Raw genomic sequence first — 26,451 nt, forward strand, 5'->3', positions numbered from 1 at the left:
TGCTGATGGACGTTCCTTTGCGCGCGTCCTTTCGCTATCCTGCGGCGATGAGACTGTTTTACACCAGACGGGATATCAGATGTTGAACCGCCATGCCCTGATAGCCCTTCCGATCCTGGCTTTGCTCGGCGGATGTGTGCAGGGTCCGCAACCGGTGCTGTCGCTTGCGGATCAGACCTGCCCACCCGGCACCAATCGATCCCAGCCCTTGGTTCCGACAGAATATAACAAGCCCGGCGGCGGCAACCCTTCGGGTGTGACGATCGCCGAAATCCGGGCAGACACCTCTTGCGCCGAGATCGACGGTCGCAAGACGACAATCGCCCTGGTCAGCCTGCCGGAATACGTTGCTCCCTACAGGCTGACCCTCAGCAGCGTGGTGAGCGCCTCTGGCGCTGTCTGGCCACCCAATATCCAGGTCCAGGATGTGAACCGCGTCCCCCTGCGCACAATTCCGTTCGATATGTTCAAGCTCGACAATCAGCGGTTCCTGATCGAATTCTTCCCGAAGGCGAACGAGCGCTTTCTGCTCCTCAGCACCGATATGACCAAACTCGGCACGACGGGCTCCTACATGGCGAACATAGAGGGGACGGCGTCTGGTGGCATGATGATCGGATCGACCTTTGTTGCCATCCCCGGCACCCCTTCAAGGCAGGAAACGCGGACCTATCAGTTCTCCCATAACGGGACCCTGCGGACAGTCATCCAATACATGGAGCACAAAAATTTACCGGCGAACGCCCCGTAGGCTGAACGGGAAGCAATCGCTACCCGCATAGATCGTACAGCCGCGCGCATGCCCATGGAACATATCGCCGAGAAAGATGCCCTGCCGGTCTGGTCATGACCAACAAACAACCGTAACAATGACGCTTGCAGATCGTCGCTGTCTGCCCCATCTGTTGATCGACACATCAGATGGACCCGGCGATGATCCCCTTTTCCGTACTCGACCTCTCCCCCATCGGCCAGGGCTTCACCGCCTCTGACGCTTTCCGGAATTCGGCCGATCTGGCGCAGCATGCCGAGCGTCTGGGCTATCATCGCTATTGGATGGCCGAGCATCACAATATGCCCGGCATCGCCTCCGCCGCGACCTCGGTCGTGATCGGCCATGTGGCGGCGGCAACCAAGACCATCCGGGTTGGCGCGGGTGGCATCATGCTGCCCAACCATTCGCCGCTGGTGATCGCCGAACAGTTCGGCACGCTGGAAGCCCTGTTCCCCGGTCGTATCGACCTGGGTCTTGGCCGGGCGCCGGGATCGGACATGCGGACGGCCCATGCGCTGCGCAAAGGCATGAGCGATGCCGATACCTTCCCGCAGGATGTGCGCGAGCTTCAGGCCTATTTCGCCGAACCCGTGCCGGGTCAGGCCGTACAGGCGGTGCCGGGCGGCGGCCTGAATGTGCCGATCTGGATCCTGGGGTCGAGCCTCTTTGGTGCGCAGCTGGCCGCCGCCTATGGGCTGCCCTATGCCTTCGCCTCGCATTTCGCCCCTCAGCAGCTGGCCAGCGCCCTGCGGCTCTATCGCCAGAACTATATGGCGTCGGAGGAGAACCCGAAGCCTTACGCCATGGTCGGCGTGAACATCACCGCCGCCGATACGGACGCGGAAGCCAAACGGCTTTTCACCTCGGTCCAGCAGCAGTTCATCAATCTGCGGCGCGGCACTCCGGGCAAGCTGCCACCGCCTGTCGACAACATGGGCGACCTCTGGTCACCGATGGAGGAAGCGCAGGTCGATCATGCCCTGGGCAAGGCCATCGTCGGCACCAAGGAAACCGTCAAGAAGGGCCTCGCCGCCCTGCTGCTCGAAACCCAGGCCGATGAATTGATCGTGACCGCCCAGGTCTATGACCATGCGGCGCGGGTGCGGTCGTTCGAGATCCTGGCCGAAGCCAAGGCAGAACTGGCCGCCGAGATGGGTGTCCTGGCGGTTTAAGGTTCGATCCTTCCAATATCTCGTCACCCCGGGACTTGATCCCGGGGTCTCCTCCGGGGGCGTTTCCACTCTGACTGAAACAGAATTGGCCCGGCTCTCGGAGGAGATCCCGTGGTCAAGCCACGGGATGACGACAGATATTTGAGACGATCAAGCGGTCGCCGAGAAGCGGCGGTAGAACAGGCCGGTCAGACCGCCGAGCAGCGACCAGGACAGCAGCGTGGTGAGCGTAACGGCCACCACGAACTCGTGATGCAACCCATGTGGCACGGCGCTGTCGTGGCTTTCGGGCTGCGGCGCGCCGATCACATGCGGCAAGGCGATCAGCACGATGGCGGCCACGGCAGCCAGGGGTGAGCGCTGGAGCGCGATCAGGTAAAGGCCGACAGCCGTTGCGGCAACGGTGCCGATCCACCAGACCTGACGGGCCACCAGATCGCCCGCGGGCATGCCCGGCAGTTCGGGCGGCAGCCCCAGGGTCGGCGCCAGGATGAAGGCGGCAAAACCGCCAAGGCCCCACAGGAAGCCTTCACGCCAGGTGATATCCCGGCGCGACAGCACAAAGACACCGGCCATCAGCATGCCAAAGCCAATCCAGCTGACCACATTGATCAGCGCGGTATAGGCATTGCGCTCGAAGCCATCTTCTGGCCCCCAGGCTTCTTCGTCATGGGAATGGGCGGCGGTGCCGGGCGCATGGCTGTGACCGGCATCGGCCGGAGCGGCAGGCTCAGCCACTTCGAAGACTTCAGCCTTCAGGATCAGCGGCACGGTGCTGACCATCTGCGCGCCCGTGACAACGATACCGGTAATGAGACCCGCCAGGACGGCGGAAAAAATGATCGAACGGAAGACGTTCATAGGGGTTCCCCTGGGATTGGATTGGGGCGACCTTCTCGAAGATCACATCAAACAAAAACCGTCATCCCGGACTTGATCCGGGATCTCGTGTTGCCACGCCGTGACGGTCCTCTCCTGACGGAGATCCCGGATCAGGTCCGGGATGACGTAACCTATTAAAAAGGCGCTAGCTTACGATGCGGCCGGGCCGCTTAGTGGCAGGGGAACGCGTTCGAATGGCGCGTGTCGTGACCCGCATTATGCAGGATCTCGCTATGCGAGAAACCGGCCATCCCGACGATCAGCAGGCCAAAAGCCATTGCAAGCAGGGCCTGGAAGGTCGTCGAAGAAGAACGGCTGACTGCGGCGGATTTGCCCGCGGTCGAAACATTGGAAGAAATCGGCATGTCGATCCTCATGAAACTAGATGGATCCGCCGGGGAATTCGCGAGCCAGCTGTCGCTGACCACATCGGGACACCCCGCCCGGTCGTTACGCTTGCCGCTGGCAGGTCTCCTGGCTCGCGGGTCTTTGCCTGTCTTCACCTTCCCAGGTTTCCCCAGTGGTCTAATCGAAGACAGACTCGCCGCTTACAGTTGCGGGGGCAGCCGCTGCCTAAGTCTCGTAAAAGACCGCACAGCGTTCCCTTTTGATCCCCTTGCGGGGAACCATCGACAGGCCGACGCTATGCAGCGGACCCTGCAACGTCAAGGGGAAGCTGCGACATCGCGGCTGGTCAGGTGGAAATTGGCCTCAAACGCCAGCCCTGCCCGGAGAATCTTTGCACGGGCGGCAACCTCGAAAGCGGCGCGCCGGTTCTCGAAGAAATCCAAGGCTTCCTGGGGTTCCGGCAGATGCCCGATCAGGGTGCGCAGGGCTCGGCGATGGATGACGCAGATGCCGCCATGCCCCTCAATCGAAAAGGCCAGACTGTCGATATCGTCCCGCCAGAAAACCGCTGCGTCCATGGGCTGAATTTTTAGCAAGAGATCGCGGCGCCCGCTTGCGCTATATGAGGGGCTTAAATCGAATTTCAAAAAAGGCAGGCATGACGGTCGCCATCGACATGGGCGTCACCAAGGCGGGTATTCCGGCAAACCTCGATCTGGAGGAACTGCTGGCCACCCGTCTGCTGGTGCAGGGCAATTCCGGGTCGGGCAAGTCCTACCTGCTGCGCCGCCTGCTCGAACAGAGCGCGCCCTGGGTCCAGCAGACCATCCTGGATCCCGAAGGCGATTTCGTGACCCTGGCCGAGGTCTATGGCCATGTGGTGATCGACGCCGCTGCCCATACCGAAGCCTCCCTGCAGCAGATCGCCGCCCGCGCCCGCCAGCACCGGGTGTCGGCGGTACTGAACCTCGAAAACCTCGACGCCGATCTGCAGATGCGCCGCGCCGCCGCCTTCTTAGGGGGGCTGTTCGATGTCGACCGCGAATATTGGTTCCCGATGCTGGTGGTGGTCGACGAGGCGCAGCTTTTTGCCCCCGCCGCCGCCGGTGAGGTCTCGGACGAGGCCCGCAAGGCATCGCTTGGCGCCATGACCAACTTGATGTGCCGGGGACGCAAACGCGGTCTGGCCGGGATCATCGCGACCCAGCGCCTTGCCAAGCTCGCCAAGAATGTGGCCGCCGAAGCCTCCAACTTCCTGATGGGCCGCACCTTCCTCGATATCGATATGGCGCGTGCCGCCGATCTGCTGGGCATGGACCGCAAACAGGCAGAGATGTTCCGCGATCTCGACCGGGGCAATTTCGTAGCTTTGGGACCGGCCATGTCGCGTCGCCCCCTGCCCATCAAGATTGGCGATGTGAAGACCCTGGCCCGGGCGCCGGGCGCTCGCCTCATGCCTTTGCCCACCACCGCGCCCGAAGATGCCCGCGATCTGCTGATGACCCCGACCGAGGCCGAAACGCCGCGTTATGTCGTCCGCCGGCCGACCCCGGCCGCCACGGCAGAAGTGCTGGAGCAATTGGCCCGCACCACGCCCGCCGCCATCACTGCCTCGCTGGAAGCCGCTGTGCCTGCGCCGCCGGTGCAAACCAAGTCGCTTGATGAGATTCTGGGCGAACTGGTGGTGGAACAGGAAAGCGGCCGATCCATCGCCGTGCTCTATCAGGATTTCCTGGTGCGCTGCCGGGCCAACAGAATCAATGGTCGCCAGTTGGACCTCAATAGCTTCCGCAAGCGCCTCGCCTCCATCCGCGCCAGCCTGCATGCGCCGGAGGAAGCCGGGTCGGACTGGGAGCGTGCGACCGCGATTACGGTGACCTTGACCGAGGATATCCAGCCGGTCTTCCTGCTGATCGCGCGCGCAGCGGCGGCAGGCGAACCCTGCCCCTCGGATCACGAGATCGCCCGCGCCCGCGGCTCCAGCTCGCCCCGCCGCGCCCGGGGCCTGATCACCCATCTGGAAAGCCAGGGCCTGATCGCGACCAAGGAAGAAGGCGACGGCAGCCGCATCTTCATCCTGCCCGACCTCGGCTGGCAGACCGCCCCCGGCGACCCCAACGCCCTGCCGATGGAAGCCGCCCCGCCGGAAGGGGACGCCTAGGCTCGCTCGATCAGCGCAGCGTAACAGCCCTGCTTGGCCCAATGGGCATGGATGTAGGCCACATCAGGATTGGCAAACAGCGCCTCGATCACCGGCTCCACCGCGCCATCGAGCGCCAGATCGGCCGCCAGCATCATCCCATCCGCGCGAAATCCCCGCAGCGACAGGTGCCGCAGGCGCATGAGCGACGGCACCTCGCCAACGCTCAAGTCCACCGGAACCGAATTCTTGGCGACATAGATCGCATGGCGCGAACGAAACGGCGTGTCGGCGGGTTGATGTTCATAGTTCAGGAGGATCACTTCCTCCCCCACCTCCGCATCGCGCAGGCCGATACGGCAGGGATAACCGGGATTGCTGTCAGCGACCTGACGGACGGCGCTCTGGGCAGACAGTTCCGTGTCGGATAGGGCGAAGAGAGCGGTGAAGGGGCTGGCTGGAAGGCCGGAAATGCGGAACGACATGGAAAAACTCCTTCAGGGCTGATGCCTGAAGGATGCCGGCGCGACGCGCTGGCGCCCACCCGATCCTTGCCGGTGGACAGGGCAGACGACGCAGTTCGGCCGCACAAGATCCTCGGGTCAAGCCCGAGGATGACGAGGTTTTGTTTGTTGTTTCTTTGAGCTTTAGAAGCGACGGCGGGAGGGGTCAGATACTAGGCGCTTCCCAGCACAGGCGCGGAGCGTACATCAAGTACGTGAGCACCGAGCACGGGAAGCAACGACGCAGATGCCCCTCCCGCCGAGCGTCGCTACGCGGCTTGGACGGCGGCGATGAAGCTATGCACTTCGCCCGCCAGATCGCCCGACTGCTTGGCGACCGCACCTGCTGCGCCCAGCACCTGTTCGGCTGCCGCCCCAGTTTCGCCCGAGGCCTGACGGATCTCGATCATCGAGGCTGCGACATCCCGGCTGCCGGTCGCCGCCTGCTGGATATTGCCCGCGATCTCGCGGGTCGCAGCATCCTGTTCTTCGACCGCCACCGCGATATCCTGGGTGATCTTGTGGATCTGTCCGATGGTTTCGCCGATACCCCGGATCGAGGTCACGGCATCGCTGGTGGCCGCCTGGATGCTGCCGATCTGCGCCACGATCTCCTCGGTCGCCTTGGCGGTCTGTCCGGCGAGGTTCTTGACCTCCGACGCGACGACGGCAAAGCCCTTACCCGCCTCACCGGCACGTGCGGCCTCAATCGTGGCATTCAGCGCCAGCAGGTTGGTCTGGGCGGCGATGTCGCTGATGAGGCCGATCACCTCGCCGATCCGCTCGGCACTCTGGGTCAGAGTTTCCACCGTGTGATCGGTGCGGCGGGTATCCTCCACCGCGCTTTCGGCGATGCGGGCCGAATGCTCCACCTGTCGGCGGATCTCATTGACCGACGCGGTCAGTTCCTCGGTCGCTGCCGCCACCATCTGCACATTGGCCGTGGATTGTTCGGCACTGACGGCGACCGTTGCCGCCTGGGCATTGGTGCGGTCGGCGATATTTGTCAGCGCCTTGGCCGTCGCCTCCAACTGACCGGCAGAGGAGGCGAGGATGCCGACAAGCTGCCCCGCCTTGCCGTCGAAGCCGGTCTGTAGGCCGGTCAGCGTCGCGGTGCGCGCCTCCTTCAGCTCCCACTCCCGGCGCTGCTCCTCGTCGAGTTCGCGGGCATGGATCATCGACTGCTGAAAGACAGCGACCGCGCGGGCCATGGCACCCAGTTCGTCCTGCTGACCCTTGGCCGGAATGGCGATGTTCAACTCACCTTCCGCCAGATGGGCCATCGCACCCGTCATCTCCGTCACCGGCTGGGCAATGCCCTTGCCCACCCGCCAGGCGATCAGCGCGCCAAGCCCCAGGCAGATCGCACCGACGACAAGGCAGAGCAGCGTCAGTTGGTTCGCGTCGGCCATGATGCTGGCCAGCGGCACCGCCACCACCAGGGTCCAGGTGCCATTGGCATCGCCGAACATCACCGGCTCCAACCGCACATAATGCGTGTTGCCGCCGAAATCGACATTGCCAATGAAGCCCTTGCCCGCAGCCGCCGCCTTGCGCGCCTCGGCCGGAAGATCGTCATTCGGCTTGGACAGCCGGGCGGCGTCCGGATGGGCGATATAGGATCCGCTCTGCGAAATCAGCGCCACGAAACCGTTCTTGTACGGGCGCTGGGCATTCAGGGATTTGGTCAGATTAGCGAGCGAGATATCGATGCCCGCAACGCCCCGGATCTTGCCATCCTTCATCACCGGCATGACCGCGCTGGTCATCAGTTCCTTGGTGAAATCATCGAGGTAGGGCTCGCTGACCGCCGCCCGACCGCCAGCTGCCGTGGCAGCCTTGTAATATTCTTTTTCCTGCACTTCAGAGAAAGGATAGCCCTCGCTGTCGTCAGCTTTAACCTTGCCATCCTCGCCCGGCAGCCACAGCAGGCTCATGCGGCCCGTCTTCGGCAGTCCCAGGATTTCGCCGTCGCGGGTACCTGCTTCCTGATCCTTGCCTTCAAAACCGTTGTCGGCCATGTCGATCCAGGCCCCGGCATAATCCGGGTTGGCCTCCATCACCTGCCGCAAGTTGCGGTTCACGGCGGAACGGCGGGGCGCATCGAAGCTCAATTCCGTCGTGGCGACACGGGCAATTGCCTTGGCATCTTCGAGGGCGGAGCCGATTTCCTCGCGCACCCGGCCTTGCTGACCGGACGCAATCTCCTGCACCAGTTCAATCGCAATCGCCTCCGCCGAAGGACGCGCCAGCGCGATCAGCGTCGCGGCGATGGCCCCGGCACAGATGGCCAGCACCATGACGGTGCTCAGGATGATCATCGCCTTCAGGCTGGCCTGGCGCCACAACCGCATTTCCTGACCCTTTTCTTCCTCGCCACTTAAGCGGGCGGGCACCCTAGATACATAAAAAATGGCGTTTCTGAAAGCGCTTGAAGGTCAAAAAAGTGAATATGCGAATTAGTCGCGTCTTCACCAATGTGACGCTTCGCTAGTCGATATCAAAAAGCGGCCGGGAAGAATCTCGCTCTTTTCCTCTTTCAGGTGAGCCACCAGACGGCGGTCGCAGCACCGGTCCCGAGCAGGATCCCCGCGATGAGATTGCGGGTCGTGAACATCACCACCACCGTGACAAGCGCCCCGACCCATTCCTTGGGTCCGCTCTGCACCAAAGCTGGCACCACATAGGCGACGAACAGCGCGCCCGGCAGATAGGCGAGGGCCGAGCGCAGGCGAGGGCCGGGATCCATCTGGCGGAACAGCGCATAACCGCCTGCCCGGCACAGATAGGTCACCCCGGCCATCAGCAAGATGGCGAGCAGAGTTTCCGGATCGACGCTCCAATCAATCGGTGGCATCGGGGGTCTCCTCGGCCTTGATCTTGGCAGGCGGGGGCTTGCGGTTGTCGCGCAGGATGGCGATGGCACAGCCGGAAATGGCGCCAATCACGATATGCCAGCTTGTCCCCGGCAACAGCTTGGAAACGATGATCGCCACGATGCCGGAAGTGACCCAGGGCAGCAGATCGCCCAGGCCCCGCCACATGGTGACCAGCATCGCGCAGAAGACCGCCAGCGCGGCGAAGAAAGCAGGGTGCCCCGCCTCCGGTTTCAGCACCGCGCCCAGCTGATAGCCAAGGCCGGTAACCACCACCCAGGTCGTCCAAAGGATGATGCCGCTGCCCAGCATGAAGCCTGCATCGCGTCCCCCCTTGCGCAGTTCGGCCACGCTCAAGGCCCAGTTCTGATCCGCGAGCACAAACAGACTGCCCCAGAGGCGCCAACCGGAAATCTTGTCGAACCAGGGCGCCAGCACCGGACCCATCAGGGCGAACCGCAGATTGACAGAAAAGGTGGAGATGGTGAGCGCCAGAAACGGCAGCGGATGCACCCAGATCGACAGGGCCAACACCTGGGCCGAGCCTGCGAACATCAGCGCGCTCATCAGCATCGCTTCGGCAAAGCTTAGCCCATTGGCCTGCGCCAGCACGCCGATGGTGCCGCCCCAGGGGATATAGGCCAGCACCATCTGCAGGGCCGTCTTGGCACCCCGCCAGCCGCCCTTCAGAGTGAATTCGACAGTTTCGCTCATCTCGCCTTCAGATCCGCGTCAGCATTCCTGTCGGATCATGCCGCAGAATACGTGCCAGGACGCGCCATGCTTGCGCAGGGCATCCATGCGCTTAAGCGATGACGATATCCGTATTCTTGACGGTCCCGGCGCCCAGATCGGCGACGATATAGCCCACCCCCGCCCCGTTGCCGTCGTTGTCGAGCCACAGGTAGGTCTTGCCCGCATCATAGGCGGTGCCGTTCCAATGCGAGGTGATAAAGGTCGGATCCAGGGTGCCACCGGCGCTACCGGTGAAGCTGTTGCCGACATCTTCCAGGAAATGCCCGGCATCCAGGGTGCCGCTCGCAAGGCCCCCGACCACGACGCTGATCTTATCCTGACCGGTCATGAAGCCGGTGATCGTATCGATATCGATGCCGAGATCGCCTGCCTCGTAATGGATCGTGTCATTGCCAACCCCGACCGTGATGTTGTCGGCACCGACGCCGCCACGCAGCCAGTCGTTGCCCGAGCCATCGACCATCGTGTCGTTGCCGTTCCCACCTAGCAGGCTGTCGTCATCGGCACCACCGTCGAGGCTATCATTGCCGTCGCCGCCCACCAACGTGTCGCTTCCGGCATCGCCCGAGAGCGTATCGTGGCCCAGATCGCCCGACAGGACGTTATTCCCGCTATTGCCCACCAGACGGTTGTCGTCGCTGTTGCCGGTGCCGTCGATATTGCCGACGCCCGTCAGGCTCAGCACTTCCACATTGTTCGACAGGGTGAAGCTGATCCCCGCATTCACGGTATCGGTGCCCTCGCCCGCCGCTTCGAAGACGGTGTCGCCCGCATCCTCGACCGTATAGACGTCATTGCCAAGGCCACCCGAGAGAACGTCGCTGCCGGTACCGCCCACCAGCGTATCGTTTCCGGCGCCACCGATCAGAGTGTCGTTGCCCGCGTCGCCCGACAGGACGTTGTTGCCGCTGTTGCCGACCAGACGGTTGTCGTCGGCATTGCCGCCGCCATTGATATCGCTCGCCCCGGTCAGGCTCAGCACTTCGATATTCGCGGACAGCGTATAGGAGACGCTGGCATTGATAGTGTCGATGCCTTCGGCCGCTCCTTCGATGACAGTGTCCCCGGCATCCTCGACCGTATAGGCGTCGTCGCCCAGGCCACCGGACAGGACATCGGTCCCGACCCCGCCAACCAACGTGTCGTCGCCATCGCCGCCGATCAGCGTGTCGTTGCCCGCATCGCCCGAGAGGACATTGTTACCGCTGTTGCCGACCAGACGATTGTCGCTGGCGTTACCGGTGCCGTTGAAATTGCCCGCGCCCGTGAGGCTTAGCACTTCAACATTGGAAGACAGGGTATAGGAGATACCGGCCTGAACGGTGTCGATCCCCTCGCCGGACGCTTCGAAGACCGCATCGGTCGCGATATCGACCAGATAAAAATCGTCGCCGATTCCGCCGCTCATCGTGTCCTGACCGGCCCCACCATCGAGCGTATCATTGCCCGCGCCGCCGACCAGCAGATCCATCCCGGCATCGCCCGAGAGCAGGTTTTTGCCGCTGTTGCCGTAGATCGAATCGTTGCCGCTGCCGCCCGCGCCATCGATATCGGCACTGCCGGTCAGGCTTAAGGCTTCGACATTGGCGGCACTCAAGGTGTAGCTGATGGCGCTGGCAATCGTGTCGTTACCGCCGCCGCCCAGCTCGACGATGATGTCGCCCATGCTGTCGATGATATAGAGGTCGTCGCCCGCGCCGCCGATCATGCTGTCGTTGCCGGTGCCGCCATCCAGCGTGTCGTTGCCCGCGCCACCGCTCAAGGTATCGGCGCCCACATCGCCCGACAGGAGATTATCGCTGCCGTTCCCGGTGATGAGATTGTCGAGGGCATTACCCGTTCCGGCCACCGCCGTGCCACCCAGCACCAGCGCTTCCAGTTCTGCGCCCAGGGTGTAGGAAGCGGTTGCGGTAACGGTATCAGTGCCCTCGCCCGCCAGCTCGGTGATCACATCGCCTGCCGCATCGACCGTATAGGAGTCGTTGCCAGCACCGCCGACCAGCGTGTCATTCCCGGTGCCGCCCACCAGCGTGTCGTCGCCATCGCCGCCCGACAGCACATCGTCGCCTGCATCGCCGGACAAGACATTGTTGCCGCTATTGCCATAGATCGTATTGGCAACGGCATTGCCGGTGCCGGTGAAATTGCCGCTGCCCGTCAGGCTCAATACTTCGACATCGGCAGTCAGGACATAGGAGAAACCGGCAACGACGGTATCGATACCCTCGCCCGCATTCTCCTTCACGATATCGCCGGTCTCAATCAGATAGAGATCATCGCCGGTACCGCCGAGCAGCGAGTCTGTGCCGAGCCCGCCGACCAGCGTATCGTTGCCAGCCCCGCCCGACAGCGTGTCGTTCCCGGCGTCGCCCGACAGAAGATTATTGCCGCTGTTGCCGATGATCGTATTGGCAAGCCCATCGCCCGTGCCATCGATATTGCTGCTGCCGGTCAGGCTCAGCACTTCGACATTGGCCAGGATCGTATAGCTCAACGACGCCGCGACCGTATCGGTGCCGCTACCAGCGCCGCCTAATTCGACCACCACATCGCCCATGCTGTCGACATAGAACAGGTCGTTACCAAGACCGCCAGTCATGGTGTCGTCACCGGTGCCGCCATCCAGCGTGTCATTGCCGGAGCCACCGTCCAGGACGTCAGCACCATCACCGCCAGACAGGATATTGGCACCTGTATTGCCGATCAGCGTATCGGCATCGGCGGTGCCGGTGCCGTTGATGTTCGCGACGCCGGTGAGGCTCAGGACTTCGACCTCGGCCCCCAGCGTGTAGCTGGCTGCCGCCTGCACCGTGTCTTTCCCGCCTGCCGCCGCCTCGGTCACGACGTCGCCCGCGGCATCAACAACATAAAGATCGTCGCCATCCCCGCCGACCATCACATCGTTACCGGTGCCGCCATCCAGCGTGTCGTTGCCGATGCCGCCGCTCAGGGTATCCGCGCCAGCCATACCCCAGAGCGCGTTATTCCCGTCACTGCCGATAATCGTGTTGTTGTCGACGCTGCCGGTGCCATTGATATTGGCGCTGCCGGTCAGACTCAGCACTTCGATATTGGCCGTCAGAGTTGCCGAGACGTCTGATTCCACCGTATCGATACCGGCAGAGGCGCCTTCAACCAGAACATCCGCGCCGTCGTAGACATAATAGTCGTCGCCCGCACCGCCGCTCAAAGTATCGACACCCGTGCCGCCGATCAGGGTGTCATTGCCAGTGCCGCCGGACAGCACATCCTTGCCATCGCCGCCGGACAGGATGTTGTTGCCGCTATTGCCGATAATGGTGTTGTCGGTGGCATCGCCCGTGCCGTTGATGTCGCTGGTCCCGCCAAGACTCAGCACCTCGATATTGGCCGTGTTCATGGTGAAGGAAACCGAAGCGATGATGGTATCGGTGCCACCGGCTGCAGCCTCGACCACCACATCCGCGGCACTATCGACAAGGAACTGATCGTTGCCGAGGCCGCCGGTCATCGTATCGTCACCGATGCCGCCATCCAGCGTGTCGTTACCATCGCCGCCGTCCAGGACATCGTTCCCGGCGAGGCCCGAGAGCGCATTATTGCCGGTATTGCCGATCAGCGTGTCAGCATCGGCGGTGCCGGTGCCATTGACGTTCGCCGCGCCCGTCAGGCTCAGCACTTCGACATTGGCACCCAGGGTATAGCTGGCAGCCGCCCGAACCGTGTCGATGCCTTCCCCGGCGAGTTCGGTCACCACATCACCTGCTGCATCGACGACATAGAGATCGTCGCCGACACCGCCGACCATCACGTCGTTGCCGGCGCCGCCATCCAACGTGTCGCTGCCGATACCACCGCTTAAGGTGTCGGTACCCGCCGCACCCGACAGCACGTTGTTGCCGTCGTTACCGATGATGGTGTTGTTGCCCGCATCACCCGTGCCGTTGGCATTGGCACTGCCGGTCAGGCTCAGCATTTCGACATTGGCCGTTAGTGTCGCAGACACCGCCGACACCATCGTATCGGAACCGCCGCCTGCGGCTTCGACCACGACATCCAGGCCGTCATAGACATAATAATCGTCGCCCGCGCCGCCGCTCAACGTGTCGGTGCCCGCGCCGCCGATCAGCGTGTCGTTGCCATTGCCGCCCTGTAGCAGATCGTCACCTCCACCGCCCGACAGCACGTTATTGCCGGTATTGCCGACGATCGTGTTGTTGCCGCCGTCACCGGCACCGTCGATAGCACTCGAACCAGACAGGCTCAGCGCCTCAATATTCGCGCCGTTCAGGGTATAGGAGGTGCTTGCGACGATTGTATCGTTGCCGCCGCCCGCATCCTCGACCACCACGTCGCCCGCGCTGTCGATGATGAACTGATCGTTGCCCAGGCCGCCGGACATGGTGTCGTCGCCCGTGCCGCCGTCGAGCGTATCGTTCCCATCCCCGCCATCCAGCACGTCGTTACCGGCAGCACCCGAGAGCGAGTTGTTACCTGTATTACCGATCAGCGTATCGGCATTTGCAGTGCCGGTGCCATGAATGTTGCCCGCGCCGGTTAGGCTCAGGACTTCGACATTTCCACTCAGGGTGTAGGTGATGGAGGCTTTAATCGTATCGATGCCAGCCGCTGCCGCTTCGGTCACATTGTCAGTGGCGGAATCGACGATATAGACATCGTCGCCCACGCCGCCTTCCATCGAATCGTTCCCGACACCGCCATCAAGCGTATCGTTCCCATCGCCACCGCTCAGCGTGTCGTTTCCTGCCGCACCCGACAGGATATTGTCACCACTGTTGCCGATGACCGTGTTGTTATCGGTGCTGCCGGTGCCATTGACATTTCCGCTGCCGGTCAGACTCAACACTTCGAAACCGGTCTGGAGCGTGACCGTAAAGGCAGACTCGACCGTGTCCGTCCCAGCCGAATCGACCAGAACATCGACACCGTCATAGATGTAATAATCGTTGCCCGCGCCGCCGCTCAAGGTGTCGGTGCCAAGACCGCCCTCTAGGGTATCGTTACCATTACCACCCGACAGCACATCGTCGCCATCGCCGCCTGACAGTTTGTTATGCCCGGCATTGCCGATGATCAGATTGCTGGTGGCGTCGCCGGTCGCATCGATATTGCCCGAGCCGCCGAGGCTCAGGACTTCGATATTGGCAGCGGTCAGCGTATAGGAAACCGAGGCGATGATTGTATCCGTGCCGCCGCCCGCGCCCTCGACCACCACGTCGGTCATGCTGTCGACCAGGAACTGATCATTCCCGGCGCCGCCGATCAGGCTATCGTCACCGGCGCCACCGTCAAGCGTGTCATCCCCCCCACCGCCAGACAAAGTATCATTGCCTGCCGCACCGGAGAGCTTGTTGTTACCGCTATTGCCAACAATCTCGTTGTTGTCGATCCCGCCGGTACCATTGATATTGCCGGTGCCGGTCAGGCTCAGCACTTCGACATTGTTGGTCAGGACATAGGAGACGCTGGCGACAACGGTATCGATGCCTTCGCTGGCCAATTCCGTGACGACATCTGCGGTCGCATCCACATAGAAGATATCGTCGCCCGCACCGCCGAGCATGCTGTCGGTCCCGGCACCGCCGATGATCGTATCGTTGCCCGTACCGCCCGAAAGCGTATCGGCACCGGCGCCGCCATCAATGCTGTCATCGTCCGCGCCGCCATCGACCACGTCATTGCCGTTGTCTGCACTGATCGTATCGTTACCCGCACCGCCGGAGATCGTATTCGCCCCGGTGCTGCCGACGATGGTGTTGGCACCGGCATTACCGACACCGACCGTATTCCCCGCACCGGTCAGCGTTAGATGCTCCAGCTCAGCACTCAAGGTGAACGACACACTGGACTTCACGCTGTCAATGCCTTCGGCAGCCAGCTCGGTCACCACATCGCCTAGATCGTCCACGGTGTAGAGGTCGTCGCCAACACCACCGATCAGCGTATCCGCCCCGGTACCGCCATTGATGGTGTCATTGCCAATGCCACCCGACAGCAGGTTCTTGCCGGTATTGCCGGTAATCGAGTTGTTGGCGTCATTGCCTGTGCCATTGATGTTGCCAGTCCCGGTCAGCGACAGATGCTCCAGCACCGGGGCGAGTGTATAGGCAATCGCAGATTGGACGCTGTCCGTCCCCTCGCCCGCCAGCTCTGTGATCACATCACCGACATTATCGATCACGTAGGTATCGTTGCCGAGGCCGCCCTCCAGCGTGTCGATGCCCGTGCCGCCGTTCAGGCTGTCGTTGCCGTCACCGCCCCAGAGGTAATTCTTTCCGGTGTTGCCGCGGATGGTGTTGTTGTCGCTATTGCCATAGCCGTCGATGTTGCCGGTGCCGGTCAGGCTCAACTGCTCGAAGTTGGCGCCGAGCGTGTAGGTGAAGCCGATATGGATGCTGTCAGTGCCTTCGCCCGGATTCTCGATGACGATGTCGCTGAGGCTGTCCATGACGAAGGTATCGTTGCCAAGGCCGCCGATCATGCGGTCGATGCCTGCCGCGCCGTCGAGGGAGTCGTCGCCCGCCAGCCCATCCAGGGTGTCGTTGCCCGCCGCGCCCGACAGCGTGTTGTTGCCTGACGTGCCAACCGCCGAGAAGCTGGCGCCACCGCTCAGGATCAGAACCTCGATATTCGCAGGTAGTTCATAGTCGAAATTGGCATAGACGGTATCGATGCCTCCGACCGTGGTATTGAGCTCCACCACCACATCGGTCGGATCGTCGATGTAGTATTTATCGTTGCCGTTCCCACCGATCAGGCTGTCGGTCCCAGCGCCACCGGTCAGCGTGTCATTACCGTCGCCACCCGACAGGGTGTCATTGCCGTCTGCACCGGACAGGATATTGTTGCCGGCATTGCCGATGATCAGATTATCGAGCTCGTTGCCCGTGCCGTTCAGGTTGGCAGCCCCAGTCAGGCTCAGCCCTTCGATGTTGGCGCCCAGGGTATAGGAAAGAGAGGTCTGGATCGTGTCGATCCCCTCGCCCGCCGTCTCGATCACGCCGTCGGTCAACCCATCGACGACATAAAGATCGTTACCCTTGCCGCCGCTCATGACATCGACACCAACACCGCCGTCAAGCGTGTCGTTACCGTCGCCGCCGGTCAGCGTGTCATTACCCGCATCGCCCGCGATGGCGTTGTTACCGCTATTGCCGATGATGATGTTGTCGAGCGTATTGCCGGTACCCGCGATATCTCCAGCCCCGGTCAGGCTCAGCAGTTCAAGGTTGCCCGACAGCGTATAATTCGCCGACGCCCAGACGACGTCATAGCCCTCGGACCCCAGTTCGACGATGAGGTCGCCGCTGTCGTCGACGATATAGAGATCGTCGCCCGTGCCGCCGCTCATCTCATCGACGCCTGCGCCGCCATTCAGCGTATCCATGCCCGCAGCGCCGATCAGCGTATCGTCGCCCTGTTCGCCCAGCAGGTGGTTGTTGCCACTATTGCCATAGATCTTATTGGCATCGAGGCTGCCGGTGCCCTTGAAGTCGCCCGAGCCCGTCAAGCTCAACACTTCGACATTGGCGCCGATGGTATAATCGAAGCCGACGATGACTGTGTCATTGCCTTCGCCACTGGCTTCGACCGCCGTATCGCCTGCGTCGTCGATATAATAGAGATCGTCGCCCGCGCCGCCGCTCAAGACATCGGTCCCGGCACCACCGGTCAGCGTATCCTTACCGTCGCCGCCCGAGATCGTGTCGTTGCCGTCGCCGCCCGACAGGAGATTATCGCCACTGTTTCCGATCAGACGGTTGTCGAGCAGATTGCCGGTGCCGTTGATATTGGCCGAACCGGTCAGGCTCAGCACCTCGACCTCGGCTCCCAACGTGTAGGACAGCGCAGTCTGGACTGTATCAATCCCCTCGCCCGCCGCCTCGACCACCACATCGGTGAGCGCATCGACGATATAGAGGTCATTGCCGGTGCCACCGCTCAGGGTGTCGTTGCCGGTCCCGCCGTCCAGCGTGTCGGTGCCGTCGCCGCCGGTCAGCTGATCATCGCCTGCAGCACCCGACAGCAGATTGTTGCCAGAGTTGCCGATGATCGTATCGGCGTCGCCATCGCCGGTCCCATTGAGATTGGCAGAACCGGACAGGCTCAAAACTTCGACATTCGCACCCAGAGTGTAGGAGGCAGAGGCGATGACGGTGTCGATACCTTCCGACGCATTCTCCGCCGCCACATCAGCCGAATCATCGACGTAATAGAGATCGTCGCCCGTGCCGCCGCTCATCGTGTCGACGCTGGTGCCGCCATCCAGCGTGTCATTGCCTGCGCCACCAGACAGGACGTCGGCGCCCGCAAGCCCCAGGATTTCGTTATTGCCGCTGTTGCCGATGATCGTATCGGCATCGAGATCGCCGGTACCCTTGAGATCCGCGGTCCCGACCAGGCTCAGCACCTCGACGTTCAGGCCCAGCGTATAGTCGGCCGACGACACCACGGTGTCGATCCCTTCAGCGGCGCTTTCAAGGGCCGTATCGTCGGATTGATCGACATAATAGAGGTCGTCGCCGGTGCCGCCGGTCATAGCGTCCTTGCCGTTACCGCCATCCAGCGTGTCATTGCCCGCGCCGCCGCTTAGAACGTCGTCGCCAGCAGCACCCGACAGCAGGTTGTGACCGCTGTTGCCGATGATTGTATCGGCATCACCGTCGCCGGTCCCCTTCAGGTCCCCCGCACCACTCAGGCTCAGAACTTCGACGTTGGATCCAAGTGTATAGTCGGCCGAAGAGATGACGGTATCGATACCCTCGGCGGCATTCTCGACAGCCGTGTCGCCAGACTCATCGGCGTAATAGAGATCATTGCCCTGGCCGCCGCTCATGGCGTCGACACCGATACCACCGTCCAGCGTATCCGCCCCGTCACCGCCGATGAGCGTATCGATGCCCGCGCCACCATAAAGCGCGTCATTGCCCAAGCCGCCATCCAGCAGATCGTCACCTGCGGCACCCGACAGGATATTATTCCCGTTATTGCCGACGATGGTGTCTGCGTCGCCGTCACCCGTGCCGTTGATGTTGGCGCCGCCGGACAGGCTCAGGACCTCGACCCCAGCGCTCAGCGTATAGGAGGCGGAGGCGATCACCGTATCGGTGCCCGTCGATCCGTCTTCATAGGCAACATCGTTCGAGTCGTCGGCGTAATAGAGATCGTCACCATCGCCGCCGGTCATGCTGTCGATGCCGGCGCCACCATCCAGCGTGTCGTTGCCAGCGCCACCCGACAGCACGTCCGCACCTGCCATACCCGAGAGTGCGTTATTGCCGCTATTGCCGATGATGGTATCGGCGTCACCGTCGCCGACGCCTCTAAGATCGGCGCTGCCCGTCAGGCTCAGGACCTCGACATTGGATTTAAGCGTATAATCGGCCGTGGAAATGACCGTATCGGTCCCGCCGCCGACACCTTCAACGGCATCATCGCCGGAGTCATCGATATAATAGACGTCGTTGCCTGCGCCGCCGCTCATGACATCGGCCCCGGCGCCGCCGTCCAGCGTGTCGGCCCCATCGCCAGCGATCAATGTGTCGGTGCCCGTCCCGCCATGAAGCGCATCATCGCCTTGGCCGCCATCCAGCAGATCGTCGCCGGCATCACCAGAGAGGGTATTGTTGCCGCTGTTGCCGACGATGGTGTCGGCATCGCCGTCACCGGTCCCCTTCAGGTCTGCTGTCCCAGCCAGGGAGAGCACTTCGACATTCGCACCCAGCGTATAGTCGGCCAGGGAGACAACGGTATCCGTGCCTTCGCCGACCTCTTCCACGGCTTTATCGCCGGAGTCGTCGACGTAATAGAGATCATTGCCCTTGCCGCCGCTCATAGCGTCAGCACCGATACTGCCATCCAGCGTATCGGCCCCATCGCCGCCGATCAGCGTATCGATCCCCGTGCCGCCATAGAGCGCGTCATTGCCCTGACCGCCGTCGAGCAGATCATCGCCCGCATCGCCCGACAGAGTGTTATTGCCGCTGTTGCCGACGATGGTGTCGGCATCGCCGTCGCCCATGCCGTTGATATTGGCAGAGCCGGAAAGACTCAGGACTTCGACATTGGCACTGAGAGTATAGGAGACGGAGGAGATGACCGTATCGGTTCCATCGGATACATCCTCGACCGCGACATCGCCTGCAGCATCGACGATATAAAGATCATCGCCCGTACCGCCGCTCATGCTGTCGGTACCGACACCGCCGTCCAGTGTATCGTTGCCCGCCCCGCCCTTTAAGACGTCGTTGCCCGCCATACCGGAGAGGAGGTTATGGCCGCCGTTACCGATGATCGTATCAGCATCGCCGTCGCCGGTGCCCTTCAGGTCGGCAGTCCCCGCCAGGGAGAGCACTTCGACATTGGCACCAAGCGTATAATCCGCCAGGGAAACGACGGTATCGGTGCCCTCACCAGCAGTTTCAACGGCCGTATCGCCGGAGTCGTCAACGTAATAGAGATCATCACCTTTGCCGCCGGTCATGGCGTCGACACCGGAACCGCCGTCCAGCGTATCGGCACCATCGCCCGCGATCAGCCGGTCGATGCCCGACCCGCCATAGAGCGCGTCATCGCCCAGGCCACCATCGAGCAGATCGTCACCGGCATCGCCGGACAGGGTGTTGTTGCCGCTGTTGCCGACAATAGTGTCGGCATCGCCATCGCCGGTCCCCTTCAGGTCCGCTGTCCCGGCCAGGGAGAGCACTTCGACATTGGCGCCCAGCGTATAGTCGGCCACGGAAATAACGGTATCCGTGCCCTCGCCAACGCCCTCGACAACGGTGTCGCTGGAGTCGTCGACGTAATAGAGATCGTTGCCCTTGCCGCCGCTCATAGCGTCAGCACCGACACCACCATCCAGCGTATCGGTCCCATCGCCGCCGATCAGCGTATCGGTCCCGGTACCGCCATAGAGCGCGTCATTGCCTAAGCCGCCGTCGAGCAGATCGTCGCCCGCCGCACCGGACAGGGTGTTATTGCCGGAGTTGCCGATGATCGTGTCAGCATCGCCATCGCCCGTGCCGTTGATATTCGAGGCACCCGTAAGGCTCAGAACCTCGACCCCGGCGCCCAGCGTATAGGAGACGGAGGCGGCCACCGTGTCGGTGCCGGTCGAACCGTCTTCGTAGGCCACATCGTTTGAATCGTCGGCGTAATAGAGATCGTCGCCATCGCCGCCGGTCATGCTGTCGACGCCAGTACCGCCATCCAGCGTGTCGTTGCCATCACCGCCACTCAGGACGTCCGCACCCGCCAGACCCGAGAGCGCATTGTTCCCGCTATTCCCGACGAGGGTGTCGGCATCGCCGTCGCCCACACCTTTGAGATCCGCCGTCCCCGCCAGGGAAAGAACCTCGACGTTGGATCCAAGCGTGTAATCGACCAGCGAAACGATGGTGTCTTTACCGCCGCCGGCCAGTTCGACCGCAGTGTCGTCCGACTGATCGACGTAATAGAGATCATCGCCGGTGCCACCGGTCATGGCGTCCTTGCCGGTGCCGCCATCCAGCGTGTCATTGCCCGCGCCGCCGCTTAGGACGTCATCGCCCGCAGCACCCGACAACAGGTTATTGCCGCTGTTGCCGATGATCGTATCCGCATCGCCGTCGCCCGTGCCTTTGAGGTCGCCGGTCCCCGACAGCGAAAGCACCTCGACGTTGGATCCGAGCGTGTAATCGGCCGAAGAGATAACCGTATCGGTCCCCTCGCCCATGCCTTCCACGGCAGCGTCGCTGGAGTCATCGACGTAATAGAGATCGTTACCCTTGCCGCCACTCAGGACATCGGCACCGCTGCCGCCATCCAGCGTATCAACCCCATCGCCGCCGATCAGCGTATCGATACCCGTGCCGCCATAGAGCGCGTCATTGCCCTGGCTGCCATCCAACAGATCGTCGCCCGCATCGCCCGACAGGGTGTTATTGCCGATATTGCCGACGATGGTATCGGCATCGCCGTCGCCCGTGCCGTTGATGTTGGCGGAGCCGGAGAGGCTCAACACTTCGACACCGGCCCCGAGCGTATAGGAGGTGGAGGCGACCACCGTATCGGTGCCCGTCGAGCCGCTTTCATAGGCAACATCACCCGAGGCATCGACGATATAAAGATCGTCACCATCCCCGCCTGTCATGCTGTCGGTGCCACTGCCACCATCCAGCGTATCATTGCCGTCGCCACCGCTCAGAACATCGGTACCGGCCAGACCAGAGAGAGCATTATTTCCGCTGGTACCGATGAGGGTGTTATTGTCGGTATTCCCGGTGCCGCTGAGGTCACCAGTGCCGGTCAGGGACAGCACGTCCAGGTTGGATCCCAGCGTATAGCTGAAGCCGACATGGACGGTATCGATGCCTTCGCCAAGGGCTTCGGACAACACATCGGACGCATCATCCACATCATAGTGATCATTGCCCGCACCGCCGCTCATCGTGTCGGCGCCCGTACCGCCCGATAGCGTATCGTCCCCGGCGCCGCCCTTCAGCAGATCGTTCCCGGCATCGCCGAAAAGTAGATTGTCGCCGCTGTTGCCCAGCAGCGTATCCGCATCGCCATCGCCGCTGCCGTTCAGATCGGCGGTGCCGGTCAGCGATAAAACTTCGACATTGGCGCCCAGCGTATAGTCAAAGCTGGCAGCAATCGTATCGGTGCCCTGGCCGACCAGTTCGTCCACCAGATCGGCGACATCGTCGACGACATAAAAATCGTCGCCCAGGCCCCCGCTCATCTGATCGATGCCGGTACCGCCGTCTAGTGTATCGTTACCGTCGCCGCCGATCAGCGTATCGATGTCCGCACCACCATAGAGCGCATCATTACCCGACCCGCCATCCAACAGATCGTCGCCCGCAGCGCCGGACAGAGTGTTATTGCCGGAGTTGCCGATGATCGTGTCGGCATCGCCATCGCCGGTGCCGTTAATGTTGGCGGATCCTGAAAGGCTTAGGACTTCGACATTAGCGCCAAGCGTGTAGGAAGCGGAGGCAATGACTGTATCCTGCCCCTCGCCCGCACTTTCCAGGGCGACATCACCGGCGGCATCGACATGATAGAGGTCATCGCCAAAGCCGCCCGTCATCTCGTCGGCGCCTGCGCCACCGTCCAGGGTGTCGTTACCATTACCGCCCGACAGGACGTCAACGCCGCCCGCGCCAGACAGAAGGTTGTTATTGGCGTTGCCGATGATCGTATCGGCGTCGCCATCGCCCACTCCGACGAGTGCCGCGCCAGTCAGGCTTAAAACTTCGACGTTGGCGCCAAGCGTATAATCGACCGAGGAAACAACGGTGTCGGTGCCTTCGCCCGCGATTTCGACCAGACGATCTAGGCTGTTGTCGACGATATAGAGATCGTCACCCTTGCCGCCGCTCATGGCGTCCTTGCCGGAGCCGCCGTCCAAGCTATCGTTGCCAGCCCCACCCCGTAGCACGTCGTCGCCCGCCGCACCCGACAGCAGATTGTCACCCGCATTACCGATCAGGGTATCCGCGTCGCCATCACCTGTGCCGGTGAGATTTGCCGAGCCCGTCAGGCTCAGAACCTCGACATTGGCGCCAAGGGTATAATTGAAGCCCACGGCAATCGTATCAGTGCCCTGGCCCGTCAGTTCGACCACCAGGTCGCCCGCATCATCGACGACATAGAGATCGTCGCCGATACCACCACTCATCTGATCGGCACCGGTGCCGCCATTCAGGGTATCGTTGCCAGCACCGCCCCGCAGCACGTCATTCCCTGCGGCGCCCGAGAGCAGATTATCCCCGCCATTGCCGACGATCGTATCGGCGTCGCCGTCACCCGTTCCGTCGATATCGGCAGAACCGATCAGGCTCAGCATTTCCACGTTGGCGCCAAGCGTATAAGAGACGGAGGCACGGACCGTATCGCCGCCTTCGCCCGCAGCCTCGGTCACCACATCGCCCGCAGCATCGACGATATAGAGGTCGTCGCCCTTACCGCCGCGCATCTGGTCGGCACCGGTGCCGCCATCGAGCAGATCGTTGCCCGCACCACCGCTCAGCGTGTCGTTACCAGCGCCGCCCGACAGGGTATTGTTGCCGGAATTACCGATGATCAGATTGGCATCGGCGCTGCCGGTCCCTTTGAGGTTATCGGAGCCCAGCAGGCTTAGAACTTCGACATTGGCGCTTAGGGTGTAGCTGACCGAGGCCAGGATACTGTCCTTGCCCTCCCCCGTCTTTTCGACGATCTGGTCGCCCGACGTGTCGACGTAATAGAGATCGTTACCGTCGCCACCTGCCATGACGTCGGCACCGCTGCCGCCATCGAGCGTGTCCTTGCCCAGGCCAGCGCTTAGCGTATCGGCACCGGCATCACCGAACAGACGATTATTGCCGTTATTGCCGATCAGGGTGTTGGCGAGTTCGTTACCTGTGCCATTGATCGCAGCACTGCCGGTCAGGCTCAGCCCCTCGACGTTGGCGCCCAATGTATAGGAGAAACCGGCGCGGACTGTATCGCTGCCCTGGTCGGCCTTCTCGAAAACCTGGTCGCTTGGAGATTCGAGCACATACAGATCATCGCCCGTACCACCAAACAGCTGATCGGTGCCAGAGCCGCCGATCAGCGTGTCGTTGCCGCCGCCACCGCTCAGGGTGTCTTTACCGGCACCGCCGGACAGGAGATTGTCGCCCCGGTTGCCCGCCAGGATATTATCGAGCTCGTTGCCAGTTCCCGCCAGATCAGCGGAGCCGCCAAGGCTCAGCACCTCCACATTAGCGGCCAGGGTGTGATCGACATAGGCAAGGACCGTATCCGTCCCCCTGTTCGCTTTCTCGACCACACGGTCGCCCGCATCATCGACACCGTAAAGATCGTTGCCATCGCCACCCGACAGCGTATCGGCGCCCAGGCCGCCATCCAAGGTATCCTGACCCGAACCCGTCACGATCCGATCATTGCCCTTGCCCGTAAAGACATAGGCCGTCGCATTCGAGGGCGCTTCAACCAGATCGTTGCCATGCATCCCGGCGCCGACGAGATGGAAACTCGTGAGCCCAGGATCGGCGGCTTTCACCGTCATATTATGGCTGTTCGATCCGCCGAGGATGGTCTCCAGCACGCCTGCATCGGTCAGCGATTTGCCGATGATCAGGGTCTGATTGGCCGCAGCGCTCGACACGTCGAGATTAAGCACCTCGAGATTGGCAACATCAGCTTCGACCCGGCTTGTACCGCCCGTTTTCGTCGGCGCCAGGCTGGCGTATAACGTATCGCGACCGTCGCCACCGTCGATCTTGAAAGCCTGGGGCACATCAACCAGCGCTGCCGCATGGTCCGTCAGGCGGGTCGTGTAGATTTTATCATCGCCCGCCCCGGCAGAGATAATGTCCGGACCGCCGTAGCTTGAAATCGTATCGTTGCCGCCCAGGCCGAAAACCGTATCGCGACCGGGACTGCCAATCAGCAGATCAGGATCTTCTGTTCCGACGATGGCCCCGGCAGGTATAGTATCGCGCGGGGTCAGATCTTCATCGCCCCGACGGATATCGACAACCGGCAACACGACGCTCTTGGTGCCGCCGCCGTCGGTAGTCTCTTCGCGTCCACCGCCGTTATGCGATCCGCTTTCACCGATGGTGAACGGATTGGCACGGCGGATATCGTCGCCGACATCGGTCACCACGATCTTGGAGCTCAGCGCCTCAGCCGACGTGATGACGCCCAACGGGGCCGCGGCTTCGAATGTGGATGCACCCAGGAAGTTCGTCTGAAAATCGAGATAGTCCAGGCGCGCTTCGAACCCCAGCAACCCTTCAATATAGGTGACGACCTCTGCGAGCGCGCCGTCAATCGCCGCCCAGTCGGCCGAGGTTGAGGAGATGGTCGGCACACTAGGCGCGGCGTCGTAGTTCTCGACCCGGACCGTCATGCCCGGCTCGGCCAGGAACTGAGTCCCGGCCCCATTGGCAACCACGGCAGCAGTCGGGCGGTTATCGGGATCGGCCAGCAAGGTCACCGTCAGAGCACCGCTGTCATCGACATCACCGACGACCTTGGTCCCCCGCAGACCCACCAGACCGGCAGGTGTCCGTATGACAAACGCATCCGGCGCCGACGGTGCCAGCTCACCCGTCACAACGGCGAAACCACCTTGAAGAATGGTAACACCGATAAAGCCCTGCTTGGTTGCCGGATCGTAGCGGACCTCGTCCAGCAGCAGACGGGCGTTTTCCGCCAGAACAATGATCGATTTATCGGCCAGGACGATGCTGACCCGGGAGCCGGCACCAGTGACCAGAACATCGCCGGGCTGCAATTCCGCGCCCGGAATAACGGACGCAGACGACTCGTCACCCCGGATCAGGGTGGCGTCCCCTTCGCGCAATGCGATCTTACCCGCTTCGCCGCCGTCCAACGCAATATTAAGCGTGGGCTGATTATCGGTACGCGACGCCACTAAGCTCGGACCTCCAGCGGAAAAAGACAGCAAGCAAACAAACTCGATATCTCAGGTAGATAACTCTAACAGTTAAACCGTTTAAATTCTGCTAAAATACGCATCAATGTAATACAAAACAAACATCGATGAAGAGTAGCCAGGAATCATTTCATGGCAGCCTCAAAAATTAAATCCACAACGCAACTCAAGGTTTATTTGTTTTACTGCATATGGCTTTCGAAGTTTCGTTAATCAAGGCCTTTACTCAGCACAAAACCTCGTCAAGGCCTCCTCGCCAGGAAGCTTCAAATTAATTAAACCATTGATAAATCATGCATATTTTCAATGAAAAATTTTCAGTCATGAATCCGAAACCATAAGAACTCTCCGCAACTCTTTGAGCAAGAGGGCAAAAGTCGATCGCCCCCATAAAAAGAGTCAGCGTAATTCACGCATATTACAGGTTGTTCTCAAGAGACCCCGAACTTGGGGTTGGAGGGCGGCTTCTTGCGTTTTTTCACGCCCTGGCAAGGCTTACAGTCCTGTTAGCCGACCCTCAAGCAACGGGCTTTGACCAGACGCAAAAATGGCGGCAACCGA

General features: G+C 61.9%; 11 protein-coding genes and 1 riboswitch. Of the genes, 3 read left to right on the plus strand and 8 right to left on the minus strand.

The genetic code is table 11. The features are described from left to right. Positions 1 to 79 precede the first annotated feature (79 nt). Positions 80 to 751, plus strand: coding sequence for a hypothetical protein (locus ACFSM5_RS13655; protein WP_379876985.1), 672 nt, complete (start codon positions 80 to 82; stop codon positions 749 to 751). 182 nt (positions 752 to 933) lie between these two features. Beyond that, on the plus strand, positions 934 to 1,947 hold the full coding sequence (locus ACFSM5_RS13660) for an LLM class flavin-dependent oxidoreductase (protein ID WP_379876986.1): 1,014 nt from the start codon (positions 934 to 936) through the stop codon (positions 1,945 to 1,947). A 150-nt stretch (positions 1,948 to 2,097) separates the two neighbouring features. Here ACFSM5_RS13660 and ACFSM5_RS13665 read toward each other — a convergent pair whose 3' ends face one another. The 3 genes from ACFSM5_RS13665 to ACFSM5_RS13675 form a co-directional block, all read right to left on the minus strand. After that, the gene (locus tag ACFSM5_RS13665) at positions 2,098 to 2,808 is read right to left on the minus strand and encodes a CbtA family protein (protein ID WP_379876987.1); all 711 of its coding nucleotides are present in this window, start codon (positions 2,806 to 2,808) and stop codon (positions 2,098 to 2,100) included. A gap of 191 nt (positions 2,809 to 2,999) precedes the next feature. Beyond that, on the minus strand, positions 3,000 to 3,194 hold the full coding sequence (locus ACFSM5_RS13670; protein ID WP_379876988.1) for a CbtB domain-containing protein: 195 nt from the start codon (positions 3,192 to 3,194) through the stop codon (positions 3,000 to 3,002). 82 nt (positions 3,195 to 3,276) lie between these two features. Further along, positions 3,277 to 3,475: riboswitch (cobalamin riboswitch) on the minus strand. A gap of 19 nt (positions 3,476 to 3,494) precedes the next feature. Then, entirely contained in the window at positions 3,495 to 3,755 is a 261-nt protein-coding gene (locus tag ACFSM5_RS13675; RefSeq protein ID WP_379876989.1) for a hypothetical protein, read from the minus strand. 80 nt (positions 3,756 to 3,835) lie between these two features. Here ACFSM5_RS13675 and ACFSM5_RS13680 point away from each other — a divergent pair, with 80 nt between their 5' ends. After that, complete coding sequence (locus ACFSM5_RS13680; RefSeq protein WP_379876990.1) at positions 3,836 to 5,338, plus strand: helicase HerA domain-containing protein; 1,503 nt, start codon at positions 3,836 to 3,838, stop codon at positions 5,336 to 5,338. Here ACFSM5_RS13680 and ACFSM5_RS13685 read toward each other — a convergent pair. From ACFSM5_RS13685 to ACFSM5_RS13705, 5 genes are all read right to left on the minus strand, one after another. Beyond that, the gene (locus ACFSM5_RS13685) at positions 5,335 to 5,802 is read right to left on the minus strand and encodes a DUF1203 domain-containing protein (protein ID WP_379876991.1); all 468 of its coding nucleotides are present in this window, start codon (positions 5,800 to 5,802) and stop codon (positions 5,335 to 5,337) included. The two genes, ACFSM5_RS13680 and ACFSM5_RS13685, sit on opposite strands and share 4 nt — an antisense overlap. 287 nt (positions 5,803 to 6,089) lie before the next feature. Then, complete coding sequence (locus ACFSM5_RS13690) at positions 6,090 to 8,174, minus strand: methyl-accepting chemotaxis protein (protein WP_379876992.1); 2,085 nt, start codon at positions 8,172 to 8,174, stop codon at positions 6,090 to 6,092. Positions 8,175 to 8,359: 185 nt separating this feature from the next. After that, the gene (locus ACFSM5_RS13695; protein ID WP_379876993.1) at positions 8,360 to 8,677 is read right to left on the minus strand and encodes an AzlD family protein; all 318 of its coding nucleotides are present in this window, start codon (positions 8,675 to 8,677) and stop codon (positions 8,360 to 8,362) included. Next, positions 8,664 to 9,410, minus strand: a complete 747-nt coding sequence (locus tag ACFSM5_RS13700; protein ID WP_379876994.1) for an AzlC family ABC transporter permease — start codon at positions 9,408 to 9,410, stop codon at positions 8,664 to 8,666. Before ACFSM5_RS13700 ends, ACFSM5_RS13695 begins: the two co-directional genes overlap by 14 nt. A 91-nt stretch (positions 9,411 to 9,501) precedes the next feature. Beyond that, positions 9,502 to 25,869 carry a FecR domain-containing protein gene (locus ACFSM5_RS13705; RefSeq protein ID WP_379876995.1) on the minus strand — a complete coding sequence of 5,456 codons (16,368 nt, stop codon included), beginning with the start codon at positions 25,867 to 25,869 and terminating at the stop codon, positions 9,502 to 9,504. Positions 25,870 to 26,451: the final 582 nt, after the last annotated feature.

The organism is Lacibacterium aquatile, assembly GCF_042683105.1.
Lineage (GTDB): Bacteria > Pseudomonadota > Alphaproteobacteria > Elsterales > Elsteraceae > Lacibacterium > Lacibacterium aquatile.